The sequence below is a fragment of the Streptosporangium sp. NPDC050855 genome (assembly GCF_044456585.1).
In the GTDB taxonomy this organism is placed as follows: domain Bacteria; phylum Actinomycetota; class Actinomycetes; order Streptosporangiales; family Streptosporangiaceae; genus Streptosporangium; species Streptosporangium longisporum.
In genome coordinates, this window is the sequence record NZ_JBITFY010000009.1 from 167,161 (window position 1) to 189,365 (window position 22,205).

At 70.1% G+C, this 22,205-nt stretch carries 21 protein-coding genes; 12 read left to right on the forward strand and 9 right to left on the reverse strand.

Features of this window, described 5'->3' with window-relative positions; all coding sequences use genetic code 11:
* The first annotated feature begins 178 nt into the window (after positions 1 to 178).
* The 5 genes from ACIBCT_RS19445 to trxA all read left to right on the forward strand — a co-directional run bounded on the left by ACIBCT_RS19445 (position 179) and on the right by trxA (position 4,960).
* The gene (locus tag ACIBCT_RS19445) at positions 179 to 1,705 is read left to right on the forward strand and encodes a protein kinase family protein (RefSeq protein WP_399190302.1); all 1,527 of its coding nucleotides are present in this window, start codon (positions 179 to 181) and stop codon (positions 1,703 to 1,705) included.
* Between the two features lie 168 nt (positions 1,706 to 1,873).
* On the forward strand, positions 1,874 to 2,464 hold the full coding sequence (gene sigM, locus ACIBCT_RS19450; RefSeq protein WP_399190304.1) for an RNA polymerase sigma factor SigM: 591 nt from the start codon (positions 1,874 to 1,876) through the stop codon (positions 2,462 to 2,464).
* Positions 2,454 to 3,350 carry a zf-HC2 domain-containing protein gene (locus ACIBCT_RS19455; RefSeq protein WP_399190306.1) on the forward strand — a complete coding sequence of 299 codons (897 nt, stop codon included), beginning with the start codon at positions 2,454 to 2,456 and terminating at the stop codon, positions 3,348 to 3,350. Before sigM ends, ACIBCT_RS19455 begins: the two co-directional genes overlap by 11 nt.
* Before the next feature lie 247 nt (positions 3,351 to 3,597).
* On the forward strand, positions 3,598 to 4,533 hold the full coding sequence (gene trxB / locus ACIBCT_RS19460) for a thioredoxin-disulfide reductase (RefSeq protein ID WP_399190626.1): 936 nt from the start codon (positions 3,598 to 3,600) through the stop codon (positions 4,531 to 4,533).
* Between the two features lie 103 nt (positions 4,534 to 4,636).
* Positions 4,637 to 4,960 (forward strand): thioredoxin, encoded by a 324-nt coding sequence (trxA, locus tag ACIBCT_RS19465; RefSeq protein WP_344892423.1) that lies wholly within the window; start codon positions 4,637 to 4,639, stop codon positions 4,958 to 4,960.
* A gap of 245 nt (positions 4,961 to 5,205) precedes the next feature.
* Here trxA and ACIBCT_RS19470 read toward each other — a convergent pair whose 3' ends face one another.
* The gene (locus ACIBCT_RS19470) at positions 5,206 to 5,826 is read right to left on the reverse strand and encodes a GNAT family N-acetyltransferase (protein ID WP_399190308.1); all 621 of its coding nucleotides are present in this window, start codon (positions 5,824 to 5,826) and stop codon (positions 5,206 to 5,208) included.
* Between the two features lie 298 nt (positions 5,827 to 6,124).
* Here ACIBCT_RS19470 and ACIBCT_RS19475 point away from each other — a divergent pair, with 298 nt between their 5' ends.
* The 4 genes from ACIBCT_RS19475 to ACIBCT_RS19490 all read left to right on the forward strand — a co-directional run bounded on the left by ACIBCT_RS19475 (position 6,125) and on the right by ACIBCT_RS19490 (position 10,198).
* Complete coding sequence (locus ACIBCT_RS19475) at positions 6,125 to 7,357, forward strand: PLP-dependent aminotransferase family protein (RefSeq protein WP_399190628.1); 1,233 nt, start codon at positions 6,125 to 6,127, stop codon at positions 7,355 to 7,357.
* Positions 7,358 to 7,453: 96 nt separating this feature from the next.
* Positions 7,454 to 7,699 (forward strand): hypothetical protein, encoded by a 246-nt coding sequence (locus ACIBCT_RS19480; RefSeq protein WP_399190310.1) that lies wholly within the window; start codon positions 7,454 to 7,456, stop codon positions 7,697 to 7,699.
* Positions 7,700 to 7,874: 175 nt separating this feature from the next.
* Complete coding sequence (locus tag ACIBCT_RS19485) at positions 7,875 to 8,828, forward strand: D-alanine--D-alanine ligase (RefSeq protein WP_344892417.1); 954 nt, start codon at positions 7,875 to 7,877, stop codon at positions 8,826 to 8,828.
* 311 nt (positions 8,829 to 9,139) lie between these two features.
* Positions 9,140 to 10,198, forward strand: a complete 1,059-nt coding sequence (locus ACIBCT_RS19490; RefSeq protein ID WP_399190313.1) for a threonine aldolase family protein — start codon at positions 9,140 to 9,142, stop codon at positions 10,196 to 10,198.
* A 1,557-nt stretch (positions 10,199 to 11,755) separates the two neighbouring features.
* Here ACIBCT_RS19490 and ACIBCT_RS19495 read toward each other — a convergent pair.
* From ACIBCT_RS19495 to rpmH, 8 genes are all read right to left on the reverse strand, one after another.
* Positions 11,756 to 12,730 carry a ParB/RepB/Spo0J family partition protein gene (locus ACIBCT_RS19495; RefSeq protein ID WP_399190315.1) on the reverse strand — a complete coding sequence of 325 codons (975 nt, stop codon included), beginning with the start codon at positions 12,728 to 12,730 and terminating at the stop codon, positions 11,756 to 11,758.
* A gap of 71 nt (positions 12,731 to 12,801) precedes the next feature.
* Complete coding sequence (locus ACIBCT_RS19500) at positions 12,802 to 13,668, reverse strand: ParA family protein (protein WP_399190318.1); 867 nt, start codon at positions 13,666 to 13,668, stop codon at positions 12,802 to 12,804.
* 238 nt (positions 13,669 to 13,906) lie between these two features.
* Positions 13,907 to 14,617 carry a 16S rRNA (guanine(527)-N(7))-methyltransferase RsmG gene (rsmG, locus tag ACIBCT_RS19505; RefSeq protein WP_399190320.1) on the reverse strand — a complete coding sequence of 237 codons (711 nt, stop codon included), beginning with the start codon at positions 14,615 to 14,617 and terminating at the stop codon, positions 13,907 to 13,909.
* A gap of 279 nt (positions 14,618 to 14,896) precedes the next feature.
* Positions 14,897 to 15,400 (reverse strand): R3H domain-containing nucleic acid-binding protein, encoded by a 504-nt coding sequence (locus ACIBCT_RS19510; RefSeq protein ID WP_344892405.1) that lies wholly within the window; start codon positions 15,398 to 15,400, stop codon positions 14,897 to 14,899.
* Between the two features lie 35 nt (positions 15,401 to 15,435).
* The gene (yidC, locus tag ACIBCT_RS19515) at positions 15,436 to 16,383 is read right to left on the reverse strand and encodes a membrane protein insertase YidC (RefSeq protein ID WP_399190322.1); all 948 of its coding nucleotides are present in this window, start codon (positions 16,381 to 16,383) and stop codon (positions 15,436 to 15,438) included.
* Positions 16,384 to 16,387: 4 nt separating this feature from the next.
* Positions 16,388 to 16,666: a membrane protein insertion efficiency factor YidD gene (yidD, locus tag ACIBCT_RS19520; protein WP_344893437.1), complete on the reverse strand. Its 279-nt coding sequence runs from the start codon at positions 16,664 to 16,666 to the stop codon at positions 16,388 to 16,390.
* On the reverse strand, positions 16,666 to 17,040 hold the full coding sequence (gene rnpA / locus ACIBCT_RS19525; protein ID WP_399190324.1) for a ribonuclease P protein component: 375 nt from the start codon (positions 17,038 to 17,040) through the stop codon (positions 16,666 to 16,668). The genes yidD and rnpA overlap by 1 nt, the downstream gene beginning before the upstream one ends.
* A 110-nt stretch (positions 17,041 to 17,150) precedes the next feature.
* Positions 17,151 to 17,288, reverse strand: a complete 138-nt coding sequence (rpmH, locus tag ACIBCT_RS19530) for a 50S ribosomal protein L34 (RefSeq protein WP_184543430.1) — start codon at positions 17,286 to 17,288, stop codon at positions 17,151 to 17,153.
* A 540-nt stretch (positions 17,289 to 17,828) separates the two neighbouring features.
* On the opposite strand from rpmH, the gene dnaA reads away from it, so the two are divergent.
* From dnaA to ACIBCT_RS19545, 3 genes are all read left to right on the forward strand, one after another.
* Positions 17,829 to 19,607 carry a chromosomal replication initiator protein DnaA gene (dnaA, locus tag ACIBCT_RS19535; protein WP_399190327.1) on the forward strand — a complete coding sequence of 593 codons (1,779 nt, stop codon included), beginning with the start codon at positions 17,829 to 17,831 and terminating at the stop codon, positions 19,605 to 19,607.
* A gap of 608 nt (positions 19,608 to 20,215) precedes the next feature.
* Positions 20,216 to 21,355 carry a DNA polymerase III subunit beta gene (dnaN, locus tag ACIBCT_RS19540; RefSeq protein ID WP_399190630.1) on the forward strand — a complete coding sequence of 380 codons (1,140 nt, stop codon included), beginning with the start codon at positions 20,216 to 20,218 and terminating at the stop codon, positions 21,353 to 21,355.
* The gene (locus ACIBCT_RS19545; protein WP_399190329.1) at positions 21,355 to 22,194 is read left to right on the forward strand and encodes a 3-keto-5-aminohexanoate cleavage protein; all 840 of its coding nucleotides are present in this window, start codon (positions 21,355 to 21,357) and stop codon (positions 22,192 to 22,194) included. Before dnaN ends, ACIBCT_RS19545 begins: the two co-directional genes overlap by 1 nt.
* Positions 22,195 to 22,205 lie beyond the last annotated feature (11 nt).

The window sequence follows — 22,205 nt, forward strand, 5'->3', positions numbered from 1 at the left end:
AACGTCTGACAAGGCGAACACGGGCGGAACCGGTGCGGGACTACCATGGTGCGACGCGTGTGGTGACATGCGGCTAATGGAAGCAGGAGGGCGTGGGCGGATCCACCCAGCATCGCGTGATGTGTCGTGACGTGCCGACCTGGCGTGGTGCCGTCGTGCTCTCGGATGCGGGGCAGGTATGAGCTCACCCACGGTCGAGCCCGGCACCAAGCTTGCCGAGCGTTTCCGCCTTGAGGACCGCGTCCACGAGGCGGGCGGGGCCACGCTGTGGAAGGCCATCGACGAGGTGCTCGCCCGGCCCGTCGCCGTCCACACCTTCGACGCCGACTTCCCCCGCCTGAACGAGGTCGTCACGGCGGCCCGGGTGGCCAGCCGGCTGACCGACCCCCGCCTGACCCAGGTCTTCGACGCGACCGAGGACGACGGCCACTCCTACGTGGTCAGCGAGTGGGTGAGCGGTGAGACCTTCGGCGACATGATCGCCGGTGGCCCGCTCGACCCGGAGCGGGCCGCCGCGATGGTCGCCGAGGCCGCCGAGGCCATGGCCCACGCGCACGAGGCGAACCTCGCCCACCTGTGCCTGACCCCCGAGCAGCTGGTGTGGACGGCGGGCGGCACGGTCAAGCTGCTGGGCCTCGGGGTGGACGCGGCCCTGAACGACGTGACCAGCGACGATCCGGCCCGCTCCGACACCGAGGGCCTGGGCCGGCTGCTGTACGCCGGGCTCACCGGCCACTGGCCCGGGGACGAGCGCGACGGCGGCGGGCTTCCCGTGGCGCCCATGGGCGACGGGCACTTCTGCACGCCCCGCCAGGTCACCGCGGGCGTTCCCGGCTACCTCGACGCCATCGTCTGCCGGGCGATCCTGCCGGAGACCCGGCGCTCGCTGGAGCCGCTGACCACACCGGCCGACTTCGCCGAGGCCCTGGCCTCGGTGGCCAGGCCCAGCCCGATGCCGATGCCGGCCCCGATGCCCATGACCTCGCTGCCGGTGGCGGCCTCCCGCTCCGAGGGCGTCGAGACCGAGGCGCCCCGCCACCACGCGCCGCCCCCGCAGCACCATCACCGGCCGCAGCACCACCAGGGCTCCCGCCCCGCCGGTGGCGGGATGCTCAACAAGGTCGCCATGACCGTGGTCGTGCTGCTGGTGATGGTGGCCGTCGGGCTGGGCGCCTGGACGCTGGGCCGCAGCATCGGCAACGCGGGCACCCCGTCCCCCGGTGAGCGCAGCACCACGCCCACGCCGACCACGGCCGCCGCCACCCGGGAGGTGAAGCCCTCTGCGGTCATCGGCTTCGACCCGCTGGGCGACCGGGAGGAGGGCAGCAGGTGGACCTCGGGCGCGGTCGACGGGAAGGAGTCCACCGACTGGCACTCCGAGACCTACGACTCCGCCGACTTCGGGCGGCTCAAGAAGGGCGTCGGCCTGCTGCTGGACATGGGGAAGAGCGTCCCGGTCAAGCAGGTCTCGGTCGACTTCGGCGACACCTCGGGCGGCGCCGCGGAGCTGCGGATCGGCGACTCGGCCGAGCTGGGCTCCCTGAGCGTGGTCGAGAAGTTCAGCGGGCTCTCGGGCAAGAAGACGTTCACCGCCCCGGCCCCGAAAAAGGGCCGCTACGTGCTCGTCTGGTTCACCGAGATGCCCTCGTCCGCCGAGGGGTACCGCGGCCAGGTGGTGGAGGCGAAGGTTCTCGCGACCAAGTGACATCAGCTGATTCGATCTGTTTTAACCGTCTTCTTGCAGATCTTCGATGAATCCATGGCACCATCTATCCCGTAGTGGTGTTCTCCCCGGATCGGCAGCAGGACTCTCCTTGTGAATTCCCCACCAGACACCCCGCCGGCGGCGGATGAGCAGACGGCAAAGGCCCCCGTGCCCGACGCCGAGCTGCTCACCCGGCACATCGCCGGTGATCCGCACGCCTTCAGCGAGATCGTCAAGCGACATCGGGACCGCATGTGGGCCGTCGCCCTGCGCACGCTGGGCGACCCCGACGAAGCGGCCGATGCCGTTCAGGACGCCTTCGTCTCGGCCTATCGCAAGGCCGGGACCTTCCGCGGCGAGGCGGCGGTGACCACGTGGCTGCACCGGATCGTGGTCAACGCCTGCCTGGACCGCATGCGCAGGAAATCGGTGCGCCCGGTGGCCGACGACGAGCTCGTCGAGGCCGCGGAGCGCGAGACCCCCGTGCTCGACCAGACGTCCGAGCGCGAGGTGTCCATGGAGGTGTCGGCGGCCCTGAAGCTGCTGCCCTCCGACCAGCGCGCCGCGCTGGTGCTCGTGGACATGATGGGTTACTCGGTCGAAGACGCGGCCCAGGTCCTGGAGGTGCCGAGCGGCACGGTGAAGAGCCGATGCGCGCGCGGCCGGGCGAAGCTCGCCCCGATTCTTTCCCATTTGCGGAACCGATCGGACCTGACCCGCGTCTCATCCGCGAAGGGAGCAGAACTTCGTGACGGCTGATACGCACTACGACTTGGAGATCTTGGCCGAACTGGCCGAGGGGCTCCTCGACGACACCACGGCCATGCGGGTACGCGAGCATCTCGCGATCTGCGATCCGTGTGGCGAAAGCCTGGCCGACCTGGCGGCGGTCCGCGAGATGCTCGCGGCGACGCCCACACCGGCGATGCCGATGGGAGTCGCGCTGAGGATCGACCGCGCGCTGGCCGCCGAGGCAGAGAGCTTCCGTGGAGGTGGAGTGGGGCTGGTGGAGGCACCGGCCTGGGACGACATCATGCGCGACGCGCCGTGGGAGACGACGACCTCGTCCGAACCGGCGCCCTGGGAGAGCGTTCCCGCCGCCCAGCAGGAGGCGGCACCCGAGCCCGTGCGGCTGGGAGTCGTCGGCGACGACGGCACCGTGACCCCCGTGGTCCCGGCCAGGCGGCGCGCGAGCCGGCCACGCCGCTGGGCGATGCCCGCGGTGGCGGCGGGCGCCGCGGCCGCGGTGATCGGCGCGACCGCGCTGGCGACCGGGACGCTCACCGCGTCCGACCCCACCGGGCCCTCGACGGTTCCGGCCGTCGCGGCGGACAGGGGCGGGTACACGCTGACCGAGAGCAACTACAACTACACCGACGCCGAACTGCGGGGTTCGCTGCTCGACTACATCGGCCCGGCGACCATCCTCGGGACCGGGGGCAAGTCCGGGATCGACAGGTGCGTCAAGCAGGTCTCCGCCAAGGTCGGCACGTCGCCCTTCGCCGTGGACCAGGCCCTCTACAACGGCCAGGAGGCCAACATCCTGCTGTTCTGGAAGGACAAGGCCAGGAACAGGGTGAGCGTCCACGTGGTGGGACCGCAGTGCGACGTGGTGAGGAAGCCCGGTCTCGCCCGCTGGAGGTGACCGGCGCCACAGCGGCCCGGCTCCGGCCTGACACCGGTACACAGGGGCGCACGAGGTGGCGCGAGGTCCCCGGCGGCGGATGATCCACCGCCCGGGCCGAGGTTTCACGCGGGGCCCGGTACGGATTCGATCCGTACCGGGCCCCGCCGGTTTTCACCGACCGGCCCGTCCGGCGCAACGGGCGGGAATCACCGGCGCCTAGGATCTGTTGACGCCGGTGGCAACGACACAGGGAGAGGCGCGAGTACTGATGGACGTCCGGAATGTGATCATCATCGGATCGGGTCCCGCCGGCTACACGGCGGCGGTGTACTCCGCGCGTGCCGAGCTGAAGCCCCTGGTCTTCGAGGGGTCGGTCACCGCGGGCGGCGCCCTGATGAACACCACCGAGGTGGAGAACTTCCCCGGCTTCCCCGACGGCATCATGGGGCCCGACCTGATGGACGGGCTGCGCAAGCAGGCCGACCGGTTCGGTGCCGAGCTGATCGCCGACGACGTCGTCGAGGTCGACCTGACCGCCGACCCCAAGGTCGTCAAGACCGCCACCGACACCTACCTCGCCAGGTCCGTCATCCTGGCCACCGGCTCCGGCTACCGGGAGCTGGGGGTGCCGAACGAGAAGCGGCTGTCCGGCCACGGCGTCTCCTGGTGTGCCACCTGTGACGGCTTCTTCTTCCGCGGCCAGGACATCGTGGTCGTGGGCGGCGGCGACACCGCCATGGAGGAGGCCATCTTCCTCACCCGCTTCGCCTCCTCGGTCACCGTCGTGCACCGTCGTGACGAGCTGCGCGCCAGCAAGATCATGCAGGACCGCGCGTTCGCGAACGAGAAGATCCGCTTCGTCTGGGACAGCGAGGTGGTGGACGTGCTGGGCGAGAACAAGGTGAGCGGGGTGCGGGTGCGCAACCTCAAGACCGGCGCGGAGACCGACCTGGCCGCCACCGGCCTGTTCATCGCGATCGGCCACGACCCCCGCAACGAGCTCTTCAAGGGCCAGGTGGAGCTGGACGACGAGGGCTACGTCAAGGTCGAGGCCCCCACGACCCGTACCAACCTGGACGGCGTCTTCGCCGCGGGCGACGTCGTCGACCACATCTACCGTCAGGCGATCACCGCCGCGGGCACCGGCTGTGCCGCGTCGCTCGACTCCGAGCGCTGGCTGGCCGAGCGCGGCCACGCCTGACACCGGTCCGCGGCACCGGCCGGTTCGACGGCCCCACGTAGTGAGCGGCCCCACGTAGTTACAGGTAGCGCAGTAGTACCGGGAGCAAGGGAGAGCAGGAGCCTTGGGCAGCATCAAGAACGTGACCGACGCCAGCTTCGACGCCGACGTCCTCAAGAGCGACAAGCCCGTCATCGTCGACTTCTGGGCCGAGTGGTGCGGCCCGTGCCGGCAGGTCGCGCCGATCCTCGAGGAGATCGCCGGGGAGCAGGCCGAGAAGCTGACCGTCGTCAAGCTGAACGTCGACGAGAACCCGACAACGGCGAGCAATTACGGCGTACTCCAGATTCCCACCCTGAACGTCTATAAGAACGGAGAGGTCGTGAAGCAGATCATCGGCGCCAAGCCGAAGGCCATGCTGCTTCGCGAGCTCGAGGGCATCATCTAGGCCCCCTGCGGCAGGCGGCTCCCCACGGCCACCGCCGTATCACCCGCTTCCGAGCGGCACACCCACCCCAGGAAGGCCCCCCGTCCCACGCGGGGGGCCTTCCCATGTCCGGGCCTCTCGTGGCCCCTCGTGGCCCCGACGAACACGGCCCACCGAGCCCTCCCGCGCAAGGCCGGACGTCGTCGCGGATCGAGGCAGCGTCCTTCAGCACCCGGACGGGGCCCGGGACGGGGCCCAGAGGGCTCTCAGACGGGTCGCAGGGCCCTCTCCGGGCTCATGGACCCCAGCAGCCTCTCCAGTGCCACCTCGACGTCCTCACGCCACGAGACGGCGTTCTTGAGCTCCAGCCGCAGGCGCGGGAAGCGCAGATGCGGCCGTACCGTCTTGAACCCCACGGACAGCAGGTAGTCGGCGGGCATCAGGCACGCGCCCGGCTGCTCCCACTTCAGGTCGCCGAACGCCTCGATCGCCCGTACGCCGCGCCGGGTCAGGTCCTTGGCCACGCCCTGGACCAGCATCCGGCCCAGGCCGCCGCCGGAGAACTCCGGGATGATGTGCGCGGTCATCAGCAGCACCGCGTCCGCGCTGACCGGCGAGGTCGGGAAGGCCACCGCGCGGGGCACGTAGTGCGGCGGCGCGTACAGCACGAAGCCGGCCGCCACCCCGTCCACGTAGACGATCTTCCCGCAGCTTCCCCACTCCAGCAGGGTGGAGGAGATCCAGGCCTCCTTCTCCAGCCCGGGGTCCCCCGCCTTCACGGCGCGTTCGGCGTTGACCGGATCCAGTTCCCAGAAGACGCACCGGCGGCAGCGGCGCGGCAGGTCGTCGAGATTGTCGAGGGTGACGTTTGCCAGCCGACGCGACACCTGTTGGCCCCAATCCTGGCGAGACGAGTGCAAGCCATGGCGAAAAACGCGCGAAAACGGCGTCCTCAGCTGGCATCGTAGCCCAGTGCGGGTCCTGGTTTCAGGAGGTCCAGTCCCCACACGCAGACGACTACAACCCCTGACGTAACCTGGTTTCTCAAGCATGAGCCCTTTTGTGCTCCAACAACCTAGGAGGTGGACCGTGCCCCAGAACAAAGATCACGGTCAGGCCATCGCCCCCGCCCAGGGGTCGCGCATCGACTCCTACGTCGACCGCTACGCGGCCCGCGCAACCGGGATGGTCGCCTCCGAGATCCGAGCTCTCTTCTCCGTCGCGTCGAGGCCCGAGGTGGTCTCGCTCGCCGGCGGAATGCCCTACGTCACCGCCCTCCCCCTGGACGTCGTGGGGGAACTGGTCGCCGACCTGATCGCCCGGCGCGGCCCGGTCGCGCTGCAGTACGGCTCCGGCCAGGGCGACCCGCACCTGCGCGAGCAGATCTGCGACGTCATGCGGATGGAGGGCATCGAGGCCAACTCCGACGACGTCGTGGTGACCGTCGGCTCCCAGCAGGCCCTGGATCTGATCACGCGCATCTTCATCGACCCGGGTGACGTGGTGCTCGCCGAGGGGCCCTCCTACGTCGGGGCGCTCGGCACCTTCGCCGCCTACCAGGCCAAGGTCATCCACATCGCCATGGACTCCGAGGGGATCGTCCCCGAGTCGCTGGCCCAGACCGTCTACGCGCTGAAGAGCGCCGGCAACCGGATCAAGTTCCTCTACACGATCCCCACCTTCCAGAACCCCGCCGGGGTCACCCTCAGCGCCGAGCGCCGGCAGCAGGTCCTGGAGATCTGCCAGCGGGCCGACGTGCTGATCGTCGAGGACAACCCGTACGGCATGCTCGGCTTCGACGGCGAGCCCATGCGGACGCTGCGCGCCGACAACGCCGACGGCGTGGTCTACCTCGGCTCGTTCTCCAAGACGCTGGCCCCGGGCTTCCGGGTCGGCTGGGCGCTCGCCCCGCACGCCATCCGGGAGAAGCTGGTGCTGGCGATGGAGTCCGCGGTGCTGTCGCACTCCTCCTTCACCCAGCTCGCCGTCGGCCAGTACCTGGCCACGCAGCCCTGGCGCGAGCAGATCAAGACGTTCAGGGAGCTGTACCGCGAGCGACGCGACACCATGCTCTCCTCACTGGAGGCCCAGATGCCCGCGGGCGTCACCTGGACCCGTCCGGCGGGCGGGTTCTTCGTCTGGGCGACCCTGCCGGAGGGGCTGGACTCCAAGGCCCTCCTGCCCCGGGCCGTCGCCGAGCGGGTGGCCTTCGTGCCGGGGACCGGGTTCTTCTCCGACGGCAGCGGGGCGCGGCACATGCGGCTCTCCTACTGCTATCCGGAGCCGGACCGCATCCGCGAGGGCGTCCGCCGCCTGGCCGGGGTGATCGAGCAGGAGCTCCGCCTGCGCGACACGTTCGGCACCGGGTCGTCCCCGGAACGGGCCGGGGTCGACACCCCCGCACCCGACCTCGCCTGACCCCGGGGCCGGTCGGGCCCGCTCGCCGTCGCGGTCAGGGCGATCCCGTCCGTTCCCGCCTCCGATGCTCGTCCGGGCGCCGGTGACCATGTCCCGGTGCTCGTCCGGGCGCCGGTGACCACGTCCGGGTGGTTCCTGGCGCCGGTCACCACGTCCCGGTGGTTCCTGGCGCCGGTGACCACGTCCGCCTCCGCGTCGCGCGGTCGTGCCGGTCCCTGCGGCACGCCCGCGCCCTCGTGCCCGGCGGGCGTTCCTCACCGGGTGCCGGTGACGGTCGCCGGGGACGCCTCGCGCCTGTGGGCACCGGCGGCACGAGCTCTCCCCGCCGGTGCCGTACGGTGACCTTCTGCGCCGGTGCGCGGTGGTCCCCCTCGCCGCCGGCCCGGTGACGAGGGGGACCACCGTTCACACCTGACGGTCCGGTCGTCGTCGCCACCGGAGACGTCACCGATCCGTGCGGCACCGCGCCGCGTTTCTCCCCGGCCCGAGGCCGGGGTCTGGACGCTGGAGGTAACTGATGAGTGATCTGGGCCACGTGCTCGTCCTGGCGGGCGGCCTCTCCTACGAGCGGGAGGTCTCGCTGCGCTCCGGCCGCCGGGTGAGCGAGGTGCTCCGGGGGGCGGGCATCTCCGTGGAGACCAGGGACACGGACGCGTCGCTGGTGCCCGCCGTGCTCGCCGACCCGCCGGACGCGGTCTTCGTGACCCTGCACGGCGGCGCGGGGGAGGACGGCGCCATCCGCTCGGTGCTGGAACTCCTCTCCATCCCGTACGTGGGCGCCGGTCCCGACGCCTGCCGGGTCGCCTACGACAAGCCCACCGCCAAGACGGTCGTACGCTCCGTCGGGCTGCGGACCCCGGCGTCGGTGACCCTGCCCAAGGAGACCTTCCACGACCTCGGCGCCTCCGCCGTGCTGGCCCGCATCGTGGACCGGCTCGGCCTGCCGCTCTTCGTCAAGCCGTCCCGTGGCGGGTCGGCGCTCGGCGCCTCGGTCGTCCGCTCCGCCGAGGAGCTTCCCGCGGCCATGGTGGGCTGCTTCGCGTACGGCGACACCGCGCTGATCGAGCGCTGCATCGAGGGGGTCGAGGTCGCCGTCTCCGTGGTCGACCTCGGGGACGGGCCCGTGGCCCTGCCCCCGGTGGAGATCGTCCCCAACGAGGGGGTGTACGACTACGCGGCCCGCTACACCGCCGGGCACACGGAGTTCTTCGCTCCGGCCCGCCTCTCGCCCGAGGCGTCGGCGGCCTGTGCGGAGATGGCCGTGACCGCGCACACCGCCCTCGGTCTCCGGGACGTCTCCCGCACCGACCTGATCGTCGACGCCGACGGGCTGCCGCACTTCCTGGAGGTCAACGTCGCCCCCGGTATGACCGAGACCTCCCTGCTGCCCATGGCCGCCGAGGCGGCCGGGGACGACCTGGGGACCCTCTGCCGGGTCCTGCTGGAGCAGGCCGCGGCCCGCGGCGCCTGATCCCCTGCCCGTCCGTCCCTCGGCCGGTCGCCGATGACCCTGTCACGTGGAACCGGCCGGTCGTGTCACGTGGAACCGGCCCGGTTTCCGGTCGGTTCCGGTTCCGATCGATTCGGGCTCCGGTCAGCTAGGGTTCCGGTCGGTTCGGGCCTCGCCGGGCCATGGCTCTTGCCGGGCCTTACTGGGCCTTGCCGGGCCTTGCCGGGGAGGGCGACGGCCGGGGGTGGAAAGCAGGGCCTTCGGTCACGGCGTAGGGGGTGACATTTGGACGCGCGAGGCATGGCGATCCGGTCTCCCCCTACGCTGGCCGTGTGCAGACCTCCACCTCATTCCCCAAGAGCTTCGCCAGCGACAACCACACGGGCGTGCACCCCGCGGTTCTCTCCGCCATCTTCGACGCGAACGCCGGGGACGCTCCCGCGTACGGCGGGGACCCCTGGACCGGCGCGATGGAAGAGGCCTTCCGCGGCGCGTTCGGCCCTCAGGCGACCACCTACCCGATGTTCAACGGCACCGGTGCCAACGTCGTGGGCCTCGGGCTCGCCCTCCGCCCGTACGACGCGGTGCTCTGCCCCGCCACCGCCCACATCAACACCAACGAGGGCGGCGCCCCCGAGCGTGTGCTGGGCTGCAAGCTGATCCCCGTCCCCACGACGGACGGCAAGATCTCCCCCGATGACCTCCGGGGCGAACTGGCGGCGGTGGGCAACACCCAGCACTCCCAGCCCCGCGTCATCTCCATCTCACAGGTGACCGAGTGCGGCACCTGCTACACCCCGGAGGAGATCGAGCGGCTCGCCGAGTTCGCGCACGGGCACGGCCTCTTCCTTCACATGGACGGCGCCAGACTGGCCAATGCGGCGGCGGAGCTGGGCTGCTCGCTCCGCTCCCTCACCGCGGACGTGGGCGTGGACCTCCTCAGCTTCGGGGGCACCAAGAACGGCGCCATGGGAGCCGAGGCGCTCGTGATCCTCCGGCCGGAGCTGGACGCCTCGGCGCCGTTCCTCCGCAAGCAGGGCATGCAGCTGGCCTCCAAGATGCGTTTCGTCTCCGTCCAGCTGACCGCTCTCCTCACCGACGAGCTCTGGCGCGACAACGCCGCTCACGCCAACGCCATGGCCCACCGGCTGGCCGAGGGGATCGCGGATCTTCCCGGCGTCTCGCTCCGCTACCCCGTGCAGTCCAACGCCGTCTTCCCGATCCTCCCGGAGAAGGTCATCGCGGAGCTGATGCAGCGCTACCTCTTCCACGTCTGGGACGCCGCCGAGAACGTGGTCCGCTGGGTGACCGCCTTCGACACCACCCCCGAGCACATCGACACCTTCGTCGCCGACATCAGGCTCGCCGTCCAGGGAGCCGCTCGTTCGTGAGCCGTCAGGGCTCAGGGGTGCCGGGTCTTCACGAGGTCCTGGGCATCAGGGAGATCCTGGGTCTTCGGAGGGTTCTGGTCTTCGCAAGGTCCTGGGTCTTCGGGGGTCCTGGGTCTTCGGGAGTCCTAGAGGCTTCACGGGGTCCCGGGTCTTCAAGGCGAAGGGCCGAGCCGTCAAAGACCGCGAGTTCTCAAGTCGTCGCTGTTTCACGTGAAACATGGCCCGCCACCGTGCGGGCCATGTTCGTTTCCGAAGGGGAGTACGGCGTCCAGCCTCGCACGCCAGGATGCCTGTCTCCGTTCCGGCGAGCATGTCCTCCGTCCGGCTGATCCTTAAGGAAGCCCGGCTTCTTCGTCCGAGGAGAGCAAGACGATGTCCCCCACGTCTCCCGCCTCTCCTCCGGGCGGCAGGAGAACGGCAGCCTTCTCCCCGCTGAATCCCGAGGCGAGCCCTTCTACGGGTGGAGCCCCGGGGAGACCGACGAGAGATCCGAGTCGGGACCGAGGGGAGACCCAGGTCAGCTTGACCTACCGGCTTCACGCCTGTCGCTCCGCCTCTTAGGAGGCGCCCTTTCTGTCGATCCATCTCGCACCACGGCTCCCTCCGGCCATGTTTCACGTGAAACATGGCCGTCCAACCGCGCGGGTGGACCGGGTCCGGCCTCCCGGACAGAGGAAAGCATCACTCGTCGCTTACGGAGGCGTCCACCGGGCTCCGGGACCAGAAGGCTGGCCCTCTACAGGGAAACGACAGGCCCGATCAAAGGGCCGGCGTCTCTGGCCGCTGTGAGCGCTGGGGACGACGCTCCAGAAGAAGACCGAGTCCTCAGCCGACCCGTCGTTGTTTCACGTGAAACAACGACGGGCGTTCCCTGGGCGGGGCGGCCGGGAGATGGTCTGGCCCCGGAACAAGAACTTCGGGCAGAACCCGATGCCGACCGTTCCGGCAAGGCGCGACCCAGGGGAAGATCTCAGAATCGCGGATCATCAGAGGCCGCCCTGAGAAGGGTCCGAAGCAGAGCCGTGAGGACGGAGCCTGGAAGGCAAGAACTTCCGGGGGGACCTCGAATGAGAGCGGACCCTCGAACGTCTTCGACGCAAGGACTCCGAAACGGCCGACCGGTGCGCGATCACGGTCTACCGAAGGCCGCGCCTGAGAGGAGTCCGAAGGAACCATGGGAGTTGAAGCCTGAAAGGCAAGGGCTTCCGGGAGCGAACCCTCCGACGGGAGCAAGCCCTCAAGGGTGCCGGCGAAGGGACTCCGAAGCGGCCGAACGGGAGCGATCACGGACGACCTGCCGAGTGGCCGGCCCTCACCTCCGGGTGGTCGAGCGGTCGGCCAGGACCCGCCTCCCTCCGACCGGACAATCGGCCAGGATCCGCCTCCGGTGACCGGCGCGTGGCCATGCCTCGCCTCCGGTTACCGGCGCGTGGCCATGTCTCGCCTCCGGTGATCGGACCGGTCGGCCCGGACTCGCCTCCCGCCGGTCGGGCAATCGGCCAGGACCCCCTTCAGGCCGGAGTCCGGCCCGCGATCGGGCCGGACCACGAGCGCGGGTCACCCCTCCGTCGGCTGCAGCGACCCCGGGGCCATCGTGCCGATGATGCGCTCCAGATCGTCGATGGTCGCGAACTCCACCACGATGCGCCCCTTGCGCCGGCCGAAGTCGACCTTCACCCGGGTCTCGAAGCGGTCGGAGAGGCGGTCGGCCAGGTGCCGCAGGGCGGGCTCCTCGGCGGGCTTCGCCCGGGGGGCGCGCGGGGCCGGTGCCGACGCGGCCTTGGCGTCGCCGACCGCGACGATCTCCTCGACCGCGCGGACCGAGAGCAGCTCCGCCACGATCCGGCGGGCGAGGTGCTCCTGGGCGGCGGGATCCTCCAGCCGGAGCAGGGCCCTCGCGTGCCCGGCGCTGATCGTTCCCGCCGCGACGCTGCGCTGTACCGTGGCCGGCAGGTTCAGCAGGCGGATCGTGTTGGTCACGTGCGATCGGGAACGGCCGATACGGGTGGCGAGCTGCTCGTGGGTCGCGCCGAAGTCGTCGAGCAGCTGCCGGTACGCCGCCGCCTCCTCCAGCGCGTTGAGCTGCTCGCGCTGAAGGTTCTCGATCAGGGCGTCGAGCAGGAGCTTGTCCTCCTGGGTGCTCCGGACGATCGCGGGGATCTCCGACAGCCCGGCGAGCTTGGAGGCGCGCCAGCGACGCTCGCCCATGACCAGCTCGTACTTTCCCTCACCGGTCGCGCGCACCACGATCGGCTGCAGCAGGCCGACCTCGCCGATCGAGGTGGCCAGTTCCCTCAGGGCGTCCTCGTCGAAGACGTCCCGGGGCTGGCGGGGGTTGGGGACGATGTCCTCGACCGGGATCTCCATGAAGTAGGCGCCCATGACCGCCCGGGGACCGGGCTGCTCCGGCACCACCGGCTCGGGGGCGGGCAGCGTCACGGTCATCGACGCCGGCGTCTCCGTGACGACGGCGGGACCGGTCGGGATGAGCGCCCCCAGTCCCCTGCCCAGCCCTCTCGGTTGCTTACTCACGGCCCCTCCCGCGGCTCAAGGTGTCACCCAGACTGACATGTCCGCGGCCACGACCGCGATGCTCCCGGTGCTCATACGGTCACGGCGCGGTAAGCGATCTCTCGTGCGGCGTCCATGTAGGCCATCGCACCGCTGGAACCCGGATCGTACGTCATCACGGACTGCCCGTAGCTCGGGGCCTCGGAGACCCGTACGCTCCGGGGGATCAACGTGCTCAGCACGGTGGCTCCGAAGTGGGAGCGGACCTCCTCGGCAACCTGGGAGGCCAGGCGGGTACGCCCGTCGTACATGGTCATCAGGATGGTGGAGAGGTCGAGCGTCGGGTTCAGGTGGGCCCGTACCAGATCGACGTTCCGCAGGAGCTGGCCGAGCCCTTCCAGGGCGTAGTACTCGCACTGGATGGGGATCAGCAGCTCGTTCGCGGCCATCAGCGCGTTGACGGTCAGCAGGCCGAGCGACGGCGGGCAGTCGATGAGGATGTAGTCGAACGTGACGGCGTCGTACGCGGCCAGCGCGCGCTGCAGGCGGGCCTCGCGGGCCACCATGGAGACCAGCTCGATCTCGGCACCGGCCAGATCGATCGTGGCGGGAGCGCAGTAGAGGCCCGGCATGTCCGGGACCTCCTTCACCACCTCCGCGAGCGGCAGGTTCTCCACGAGGACCTTGTACATGTCCGGGACGTCGCCCCGGTGCTCGACGGCCAGGGCCGTGGAGGCGTTGCCCTGCGGGTCGAGGTCGACCACGAGGACCCGCTGGCCGTGCATGGACAGGGCGGCGGCGAGGTTGACCGAGGTGGTGGTCTTGCCGACCCCGCCCTTCTGGTTGGCCACGGTGAAGATCCGCGTCTTGGCGGGCCGTGGCCAGTCCCCGTCCCGGACGCCCGCGGAGGCTCCGGGTGCGGCGGCGGTCTTCTGGGCCGATGTTTCACGTGAAACCACTGAACTGAGTGCCTCTCGTACCAGCGGCGAGTCGCCGGGGTTAAGGGGGGTCTGGGTCACGGTCGTCGTCCTTTCAACCGGCCTGACTGGGGCACCGGGAGCCGGTGCCGGCCAGCCGAGACCGGAAAGGCGTCCATGTGGCGGAGCCGGGGAGTGCTCCGGCCAGCCGAGACCGCCGGTCGCGCTGGCGATCGCACGTGTACGGTCGTTCACTGGCCTCGTACTCGCTTTGCTCGGTTCATCCACTGGCCTCGCGCTTGCCCCGCGAGGCGCGATCCTTCCGGCCAGAGGCCTTCCGCGCTCCCTGGGGAGCCCGACCGGCGACCACCCGGATGAGAGTTGCGGGCGGCTCGACCTTACCGTGCCCGACCGATGCGAGCTCGGCGGTTTGCACCCCACTCGCCCGCAATTGCTCCTCGGCGTCCGCGAGTTCCTCGGTGGCACGCTCGCCCTTCATGGCCAGCAACTCGCCTCCCTCGCGCAACAGCGGTAACGACCATTTCAGCAGACGCCCCAGCGGCGCCACCGCGCGGGCCGAGGCGACGTCGAATTCGCGCTTCCCGGCGAACTCCTCGGCGCGGCCGCGCAGCACCTCGACGTTGCCGAGCTTCAGCGACGTCATGCACTCCTCCAGGAAGACCGTCCGGCGAAGGAGCGGCTCCAGCAGGGTGACGGTGATGTCGGGCCGGACGATCGCCAGGACCAGGCCCGGCAGGCCGGCGCCCGAACCGATGTCGACCAGGCTCACCCCCGGTCGTACGACCTCGGCGACCACCGCGCAGTTGAGCAGGTGGCGATCCCACAGGCGCGGCACCTCCCGCGGGCCGAGCAGTCCGCGCACCACGCCGGGACCGGCCAGCAGCTTCGCGAACGCCTCCGCCTTGCCCCAGGCGTCACCGGTGAAGACCTCGCGCGCGACCTCGGGCGGCTCGGGGATGTGGTCACTCACTCGACGTTCACTCTTCCCTTGGAAATGTCGGGGTCAGGCCGGTCTCAAGGCTAACGGCCCGCCTCGGCGTCGTCGTACAAGCCGCGCGTACGAGTGCCCGTCCGGAAGTGTCCGGCCGGGACCCGAGCAGGGGGAGGACGACGGCCCGGGACAACGAAAAACCGCCGTCCCCGGAAGAACCGGGGACGGCGGCTCGTGGCTCACCGGCGCGACCGTCACGCGGACGGACCGCACGCGGACGGACCGCACGCGGACGGCACCGTCAGGCGGGCAGGATCGTCACGCGGGCAGGACGACCACGAAACGGCGGGGCTCCTCGCCCTCGGACTCGCTCCGCAGGCCCGCCGCCGCGACGGCGTCGTGCACGATCTTCCGCTCGAAAGGCGTCATCGGCTGCAGCGACTTGGGCTCGCCGTCCCGCTTGACGTCCGCCGCGATCTTGGTGCCGAGCTCGCTCAGCTCGCTCCGGCGGCGGTCGCGGTAGCCGCCGATGTCGAGCATGAGGCGTGACCGCTCGCCGGTCTGGCGGTGCACGGCCAGCCGGGTCAGCTCCTGGATGGCCTCCAGGATCTCCCCGTTGGGACCGACCAGGTCGCCGCCCTTGATGTCCACGACCGACACCACGGCGCGGTCACCTTCGACATCCATGTCGATATCACCATCTATGTCGGCGATGTCGAGCAGACCCTCGACGTAGTCCGCCGCGATCTCGCCTTCCTGCTCCAGGGCGGCGAGATCGGGAGCCGCCTTCGCGGGCTCCTTCTCGGCCTCGGCCTCGGTCACGTCCGGCCACTCCTTCGTGCTGTCGGGATGGGACGTCAGGACTTCTTGCTGCCGGTCCGCTTGCTGCGGGGCTGGCGGGTGGGCTGCTGGCGGATGACCTTCGTCTCCGGCACGGGCGGCGCCTCGGGCTCGGGGGCCGGCTTTTTGACCTTGCTCAGCAGTCCCGGCTTGGGGTCGGGGATCGTGACGTTGCCCTTGGCGTCGGTCACCGGGGCGGGGTTACGGCTGTAGAACCAGTGCTGCTGGCCGAGGGTCCAGACGTTCGTCGTCACCCAGTACAGGATCAGCCCGAGGGGGAAGTTCAGCGAGAAGATCGCGAACAGCGGCGAGATGTACATCAGGATCTTCTGCTGCTGCGCCATCGGGTTGTCCGGCATCTGCGCGATCGAGCGGGTCACGCTCTGCCGGACGGTGAGGAAGGTGGTCAGCGAGCTGACCGCCACGAAGATCGCGAGCACGACCTTCGTGATGATCGGGTCGGCGCTCAGCTTGACGATGTCGGCCGAGCTCGTGAAGAACGTCGCGGGGACGGGGGCGCCGAAGATGTGCGCGGCCCGCGCGTCGTTCACCAGTTCCTGCGTCATGCCGAACTTGACCTGCCCGGCGGCCATGGCCTGGAGCACGGTGAACATCGAGATGAAGATCGGGAACTGCGCCAGGATCGGCAGGCAGCCCCCCAGCGGGTTGGCGCCCTGCCCCTGGTAGAGCGCCATGACCTCCTGGTTCATCCGCTGCTTGTCGTTCTTGTAGCGCTTGCGGATCTCCTGGACCTTGGGCGCCAGCTCCTGCATCTTCTTCGAGGAGTTCATCTGCTTGAGGAAGAGCGGGAAGATCAACAGCCGCATCAGCACGGTGAGCGTGATGATGGTCAGCGCCCAGTTGAGCCCGTTGTCCTTCGGGATGAAGGTGCTGTAGCCCTGGTGAATCCAGGTGATTACTTGGGCGACGGCCGTGTACAGCCAGTTCAGCCAGGACAGCTCCACCGAGCTAGCTCCCTTGCGTTTCGTCGGACCGGCCCGGGCGTGGGGGCACCGGGTCAAAGCCTCCGGGATGGAATGGGTGGCAACGCCCGATTCTCCGGATCGTCAACCATGTGCCGCGAAGCGCGCCGTGAACGGCCACGGCCTCGAGGCCGTAGGCGCTGCATGAGGGGTGGAAGCGGCAGCGGGGACCCAGCAGAGGGCTCACGAACGACCGGTAGAACCGGATCGGAGCCATCAGGATCCTGGCAGCCGGAGAAATTCCAGCGGTCTGCTGCGCCGTCATCATCGCCCATCCGTGCGAGCCCCGCGAGGCTCTAGCCGCCTGAGTAAACGATCCAGCGCGGCATCGAGTTCGGCGGCTAGGCGCTCGCTCCGCGCGGACGCGGCCGGTGGGTTGGCGCGTACAACCAGCAGGCTACCTCGCGGAAGCCGTCCGAGACGGTCTCGCATGAGGTGTCTCAGCCGACGTTTGACCCTGTTTCTGGTGACCGCATCCCCAACGGCACGGCTCACCACGAATCCGACCAGGGGGGGAGCGTCGTCGCCTGAGCGCATGCCGAAATGCGCGACCAACGTGGGGCGGCCTGCTCGGCTCCCCTTCTTGATCGCGCCGGCGAACTCGTCGCCCCGGCGCATGCGGGACGCGGGCGGCAACACCGAAGACCTTGTGGATCCTGGGCGGTAGCGCCCGTCGCCCGCCGGCGGTGATGCCGGCGGGCGACGGGGGTTAAGCCTCCGGGCCCGGGGGCCCCGGGGCGCCCGTGACGTCAGACGGTGATCTCGGCGCGGCCCTTACGGCGACGGGCGGCGAGGATGGCGCGGCCGGCGCGGGTGCGCATGCGGAGCCGGAAGCCGTGGGTCTTCGCACGACGGCGGTTGTTCGGCTGGAAAGTACGCTTGCTCACGAGTGGGCTCCAGGCTCAAGACGCATCCCCAGCACATGGGGACGCTCGACAGTGGCTGGCCTGCCGGGTGCGGGGCATGCGAAATAGCCGCCGCGTGGCAAGCCGACCGTCGTACGTTACGGGTCGGGCGCGTCCCAGGTCAAACCGGAGAGCTTCCGGGAACACGTGGAGAACAGGTTATCCACGTTTCCACAGGCACGTTATCCACCGGCGCCCCGCCGTCCACAGGATGTGCGCATCGTCCCACCCGTACTGCCCTAGGCTGTGGACAACGTCTTGTACACAGCTGTGGACGCGGCTACTGTCGTCCCTTCCAGACCTTCTCTCCACTGCAAGGATGCGTTGGACCGCAGGTACGAGACTGTGCACAACCTGTGGATTCGATGTGGATTTCCAGCGGCGCCCGCCGGGGCGCACGGGGGTCCGCGGGGACGCCGACGTGTGGACGACGCCGAGATCCGGTCCGCCCGGCGGCCATCGATGTGGATAAACGGATCGCGTGTGCCGGCGGGGCCGCGTCGGGAGGAGAGGAGCCGGACCATGGACGGAACGGACCTCAGCGCGGTCTGGGCGCGGGCGCTGGAGAACTCCCTCAACGAGAACGTCCCCTCCCAGCAGCGGGTCTGGCTCAACATGACCCGCCCCTTCGGCCTCATGAACGACACCGTGGTGCTCGCCGCGCCGACCGATTTCGCCAGGGATGTCCTGGAGAACAAGCTTCGTCCCCTGATCAGCCACGCGCTCTCCCAGGAGTACGGCCGGCCGATGCGGGTGGCGGTCATGGTCGACCCCAGCGCGGCCGGTCCCGAGCCGGGTCTGGCCTCCCGCCAGGACCCTTATCCCCAGGCTCCGCAGCAGGGTTATCCCCAGGCCGGCGGGAACCAGCAGGGTTATGCACAGCCTCCGTCGCCCCAGCACCACGGGGGTTCCGGCCCCCAGCACCCCTATCCGGGGGGTGCCCCCGGTAATCCGTCGTCCACCGACTATCCACAGCACCAGCCGTTCTCCTACCCGTACCAGCAGCAGGGCGAGGACTCCTCCGCGCCCTACCTGCCCGCGGACGCCTCCCAGCCCTCGCAGGGGGAGCAGAGACCGGGCTACGCCCGCGGCGGCTACCCCTCGCAGCCGTCCCAGGCGCGGTCCGAGCCCGACTCCTTCGACCGGGGCTCACCCGCCGCGGCGCCGCCCGGGGCGGGCGGCGCGGGCGGGGTGGGCGGGTCCGGCGGCGCGGGCACCGTGCAGAACAGGTGGGACGGCCGGGGGAGCCGCACGCAGGGGGAGCCGGCCCGGCTGAACCCCAAGTACACCTTCGACACCTTCGTGATCGGCTCCAGCAACCGGTTCGCGCACGCCGCGGCGGTCGCGGTGGCCGAGGCGCCGGCCAAGGCGTACAACCCCCTGTTCATCTACGGCGACTCGGGGCTGGGCAAGACCCACCTGCTGCACGCGATCGGCCACTACGCGCAGAGCCTCTACGACGGCGCGCGGGTGCGGTACGTGAGTTCGGAGGAGTTCACCAACGACTTCATCAACTCCATCCGCGACCACAAGGCCGACAACTTCCGGGGTCGCTACCGGGCCGTGGACATCCTGCTGGTGGACGACATCCAGTTCCTGGAGGGCAAGGAGCAGACGCAGGAGGAGTTCTTCCACACCTTCAACACGCTGCACAACTCCAACAAGCAGATCGTCATCTCCAGCGACCGGGCGCCGAAACAGCTGGTCACACTGGAGGACCGGCTGCGCAACCGGTTCGAGTGGGGCCTGATCACCGACGTCCAGCCGCCCGAGCTGGAGACCCGGATCGCGATCCTGCGCAAGAAGGCGATCCAGGAGGGCCTGGCCGCGCCGCCGGAGGTGCTGGAGTACATCGCCAGCCGCATCTCCACCAACATCCGCGAGCTGGAGGGCGCCCTGATCAGGGTGACCGCGTTCGCGAGCCTGAACCGGCAGTCGGTGGACCTGCAGCTCACCGAGGTGGTGCTGAAGGACCTGATCACCGAGGACGCCGGTTCGGAGATCACGGTCGCCACGATCATGGCGTCGACCGCGGCCTACTTCGGGCTGTCCATCGACGACCTGTGCGGCGGGTCGCGCTCGCGGGTGCTGGTGACCGCCCGCCAGATCGCGATGTACCTGTGCCGGGAGTTGACCGACATGTCGCTTCCGAAGATCGGCCAGCAGTTCGGCGGCCGGGACCACACCACGGTCATGCACGCCGACCGGAAGATCCGTTCCCTCATGGCCGAGCGACGCTCGATCTACAACCAGGTCAACGAACTCACCACGAGGATCAAGCAGCAGTCGCGTAATGGGTGAGATCGTCCCGGGCGTGATGCACAGCCTGTGGAAAACCTTGTGGATCAACGATTCGCGGGTGCGGGGGAGTCTCCGGGACCGTCAACCATGATCATCTGCGAAGACGCCGGTCCGAACCGCGTTCGGCACCTGTGGACGACTCTGGGGAGAACATGGGGACAACCTGGGGACAACTCGTGGATAACCTGGGGACGCCCTGTGAAGAGAGTTTTCCACAGGGACAAAAGGGTCTCTTACCCGGTGGATAACCTGGGGAAACCTCGTGGACAACTTGGGGACGAAGACCCCCGGATCTGGGGACGGCCTGTGTGTACCGCGCGGTTCTCCCCAGGCCCAAGAGTTGTCCACAGTGACCGCCCACAGCCCCGGTGGATGAAAAAACAGCACTTGACCTGCGGAAACAACGGCTTTCCACAGTATCCACACCCCCTATTACGATGGCCACTTGTATCTCTAACTAGGAAACCCAAGAGCCATAAGAGGGTTCCGGGAGAGCTCAGGTGCGCGACAGTGAACACTCGAACCCCAGGCACCGAGAACCCAGACGAACCCCAGCGCCGGGCGCACGACGCCCGATGCACAGCTCGACACACAGGAGGCGGATCCACGTGATGTTCCGGGTCGATCGCGACGTGCTCGCCGAGGCGGTGGCGTGGACCGCGCGCAGCCTGCCGGCACGCCCCTCCGTGCCGGTGCTCGCCGGCATGCGTCTCGAGGTCACCGAGACCGGCCAGCTCAAGCTCTCCGGTTTCGACTACGAGGTCTCCGCTCAGGTGACGCTCGAGCTGCAGACCGGGGAACCGGGCGTGGTGCTCGTCTCCGGCAGGCTGCTGGCCGAGATCACCAGGGCGCTTCCCGCACAGCCTGTGGACGTCGTGGTGGAGGGCGCCAAGGCGGTGGTCACCTGTGGAAGCGCCAGGTTCACCCTGCTGACCATGCCCGTGGAGGACTACCCCTCGCTGCCGACGATGCCCCCGGCCGCGGGCCGGGTGGGCAGCGACGTCTTCGCCTCGGCCGTCGGCCAGGTGGCGGTGGCCGCGGGCAAGGACGACACCCTGCCGATGCTCACCGGCGTGCGGGTGGAGATCGAGGGCGACACGGTCACGCTCGCCGCGACCGACCGCTACCGCCTGGCGGTGCGGGAGCTGAAGTGGCAGCCGGGCCAGCCCGACTTCTCGGCGATCGCGATGATCCCGGGCAGGACGCTCGCCGACACGGCCAAGGCCCTGGGCGGCACCGGCGCCGAGGTCGAGATCGCGCTGAGCTCGGCCGGCGGCACCGGTGAGGGCATGATCGGCTTCTCCAGCGCGGGACGCCGTACCACCACCCGGCTGCTCGACCCCGAGTTCCCCAAGTACCGCTCGCTGCTGCCCACCGAGTTCTCGGCCCGCGCGCAGATCCCCACGGCCGCCTTCGTCGAGGCGGTCAAGCGGGTGGCCCTGGTCGCCGAGCGCAACACCCCGGTGCGGCTGGCCTTCCGCGGCGACGAGGTCGTCCTGGAGGCCGGCAGCGGCGACGAGGCCCAGGCGGTCGAGGTGCTCCCGGTGGAGTTCGAGGGCGACGACATCAACATCGCCTTCAACCACCAGTTCCTGCTGGAGGGGCTGGGCGCGATCGACTCGGACGTGGCGCGGCTGCAGATGACCACCTCCACCAAGCCCGCCATCCTCACCGGCGGCAAGCCCGCCGACGACGGCGGCGTCCCCGACTACCGCTACCTGATCATGCCGATTCGGCTGTCCAGCTGATGGCGGACGCCCCCGCGCCCGACCCCGATCGTCCCGGCCGCCCCACCGGCGGCGACCGCGAGGGGCCGGAGGCGTCCCCGGGCCGCGGGGAACGTTCCGCCGCGGCGCCGACATGGCTCAAGGCGTGCCTGAACGGCGCCAGGAGGCCCGACGAGCACCCCGCCCTCCCCGTGACCCCCCTGCAGCTCGCTGAGGCGGCCCGTGAGGCGCGTGGGGCGGGTGCGGACGCCGTGCACATCCATCCCCGCGACGAGGCGGGCAGCGAGTCGCTCAGCGCCTCGCACATCGGCGCGGCGGTCCGCGCCGTCCGCGCGGCCTGCCCGGGTCTCCCGGTCGGGGTGAGCACCGGCCTGTGGATGACCGGCGGGGACGCCGGCGCCCGCCGGGCCGCGATCCGGGGTTGGGAGGCGCTCGACGCCTCCGGCCTGCCCGACTTCGCCTCGGTCAACCTCGCCGAACCCGGCTTCGCCGACCTGTGGAAGGATCTGCGGCGGCTCGGGGTCGAGGTGGAGGCCGGGGTGTGGACGCCGGAGGGCGCCGAGGCGCTCGCCGCCACCGGGCTCGAGTGCGCGCGGGTGCTCGTCGAGATCATCGGCGGACAGGCCGGCACCGCCCTGGCGCGGGCGCACGCCGTCCTGGACCGCCTCGACGAGCTCGGCGTCCCCGGTCCGCGGCTCCTGCACGGAGAGGAGGAGCCGACCTGGATTCTCCTGGACGAGGCGGGGCAGCTTGGACTGGCCACGCGCATCGGCCTGGAGGACGTCCTCCACGGTCCGCAGGGGGACCCGGTGGACGGGAACACCGAGCTGGTGAGGCTCGCGCGGGCGCGTCTGGCATAGGTGGATGACCG

Coding starts and splice junctions, on each gene's coding strand:
- dnaA (WP_399190327.1), top strand. CDS start 17,829: ATGGACGGAACGGACCTCAGCGCGGTCTGGGCGCGGGCGCTGGAGAAC.
- yidD (WP_344893437.1), bottom strand. CDS start 16,666: ATGACGGCGCAGCAGACCGCTGGAATTTCTCCGGCTGCCAGGATCCTG.
- ACIBCT_RS19485 (WP_344892417.1), top strand. CDS start 7,875: ATGAGTGATCTGGGCCACGTGCTCGTCCTGGCGGGCGGCCTCTCCTAC.
- ACIBCT_RS19445 (WP_399190302.1), top strand. CDS start 179: ATGAGCTCACCCACGGTCGAGCCCGGCACCAAGCTTGCCGAGCGTTTC.
- ACIBCT_RS19475 (WP_399190628.1), top strand. CDS start 6,125: ATGGTCGCCTCCGAGATCCGAGCTCTCTTCTCCGTCGCGTCGAGGCCC.
- ACIBCT_RS19545 (WP_399190329.1), top strand. CDS start 21,355: ATGGCGGACGCCCCCGCGCCCGACCCCGATCGTCCCGGCCGCCCCACC.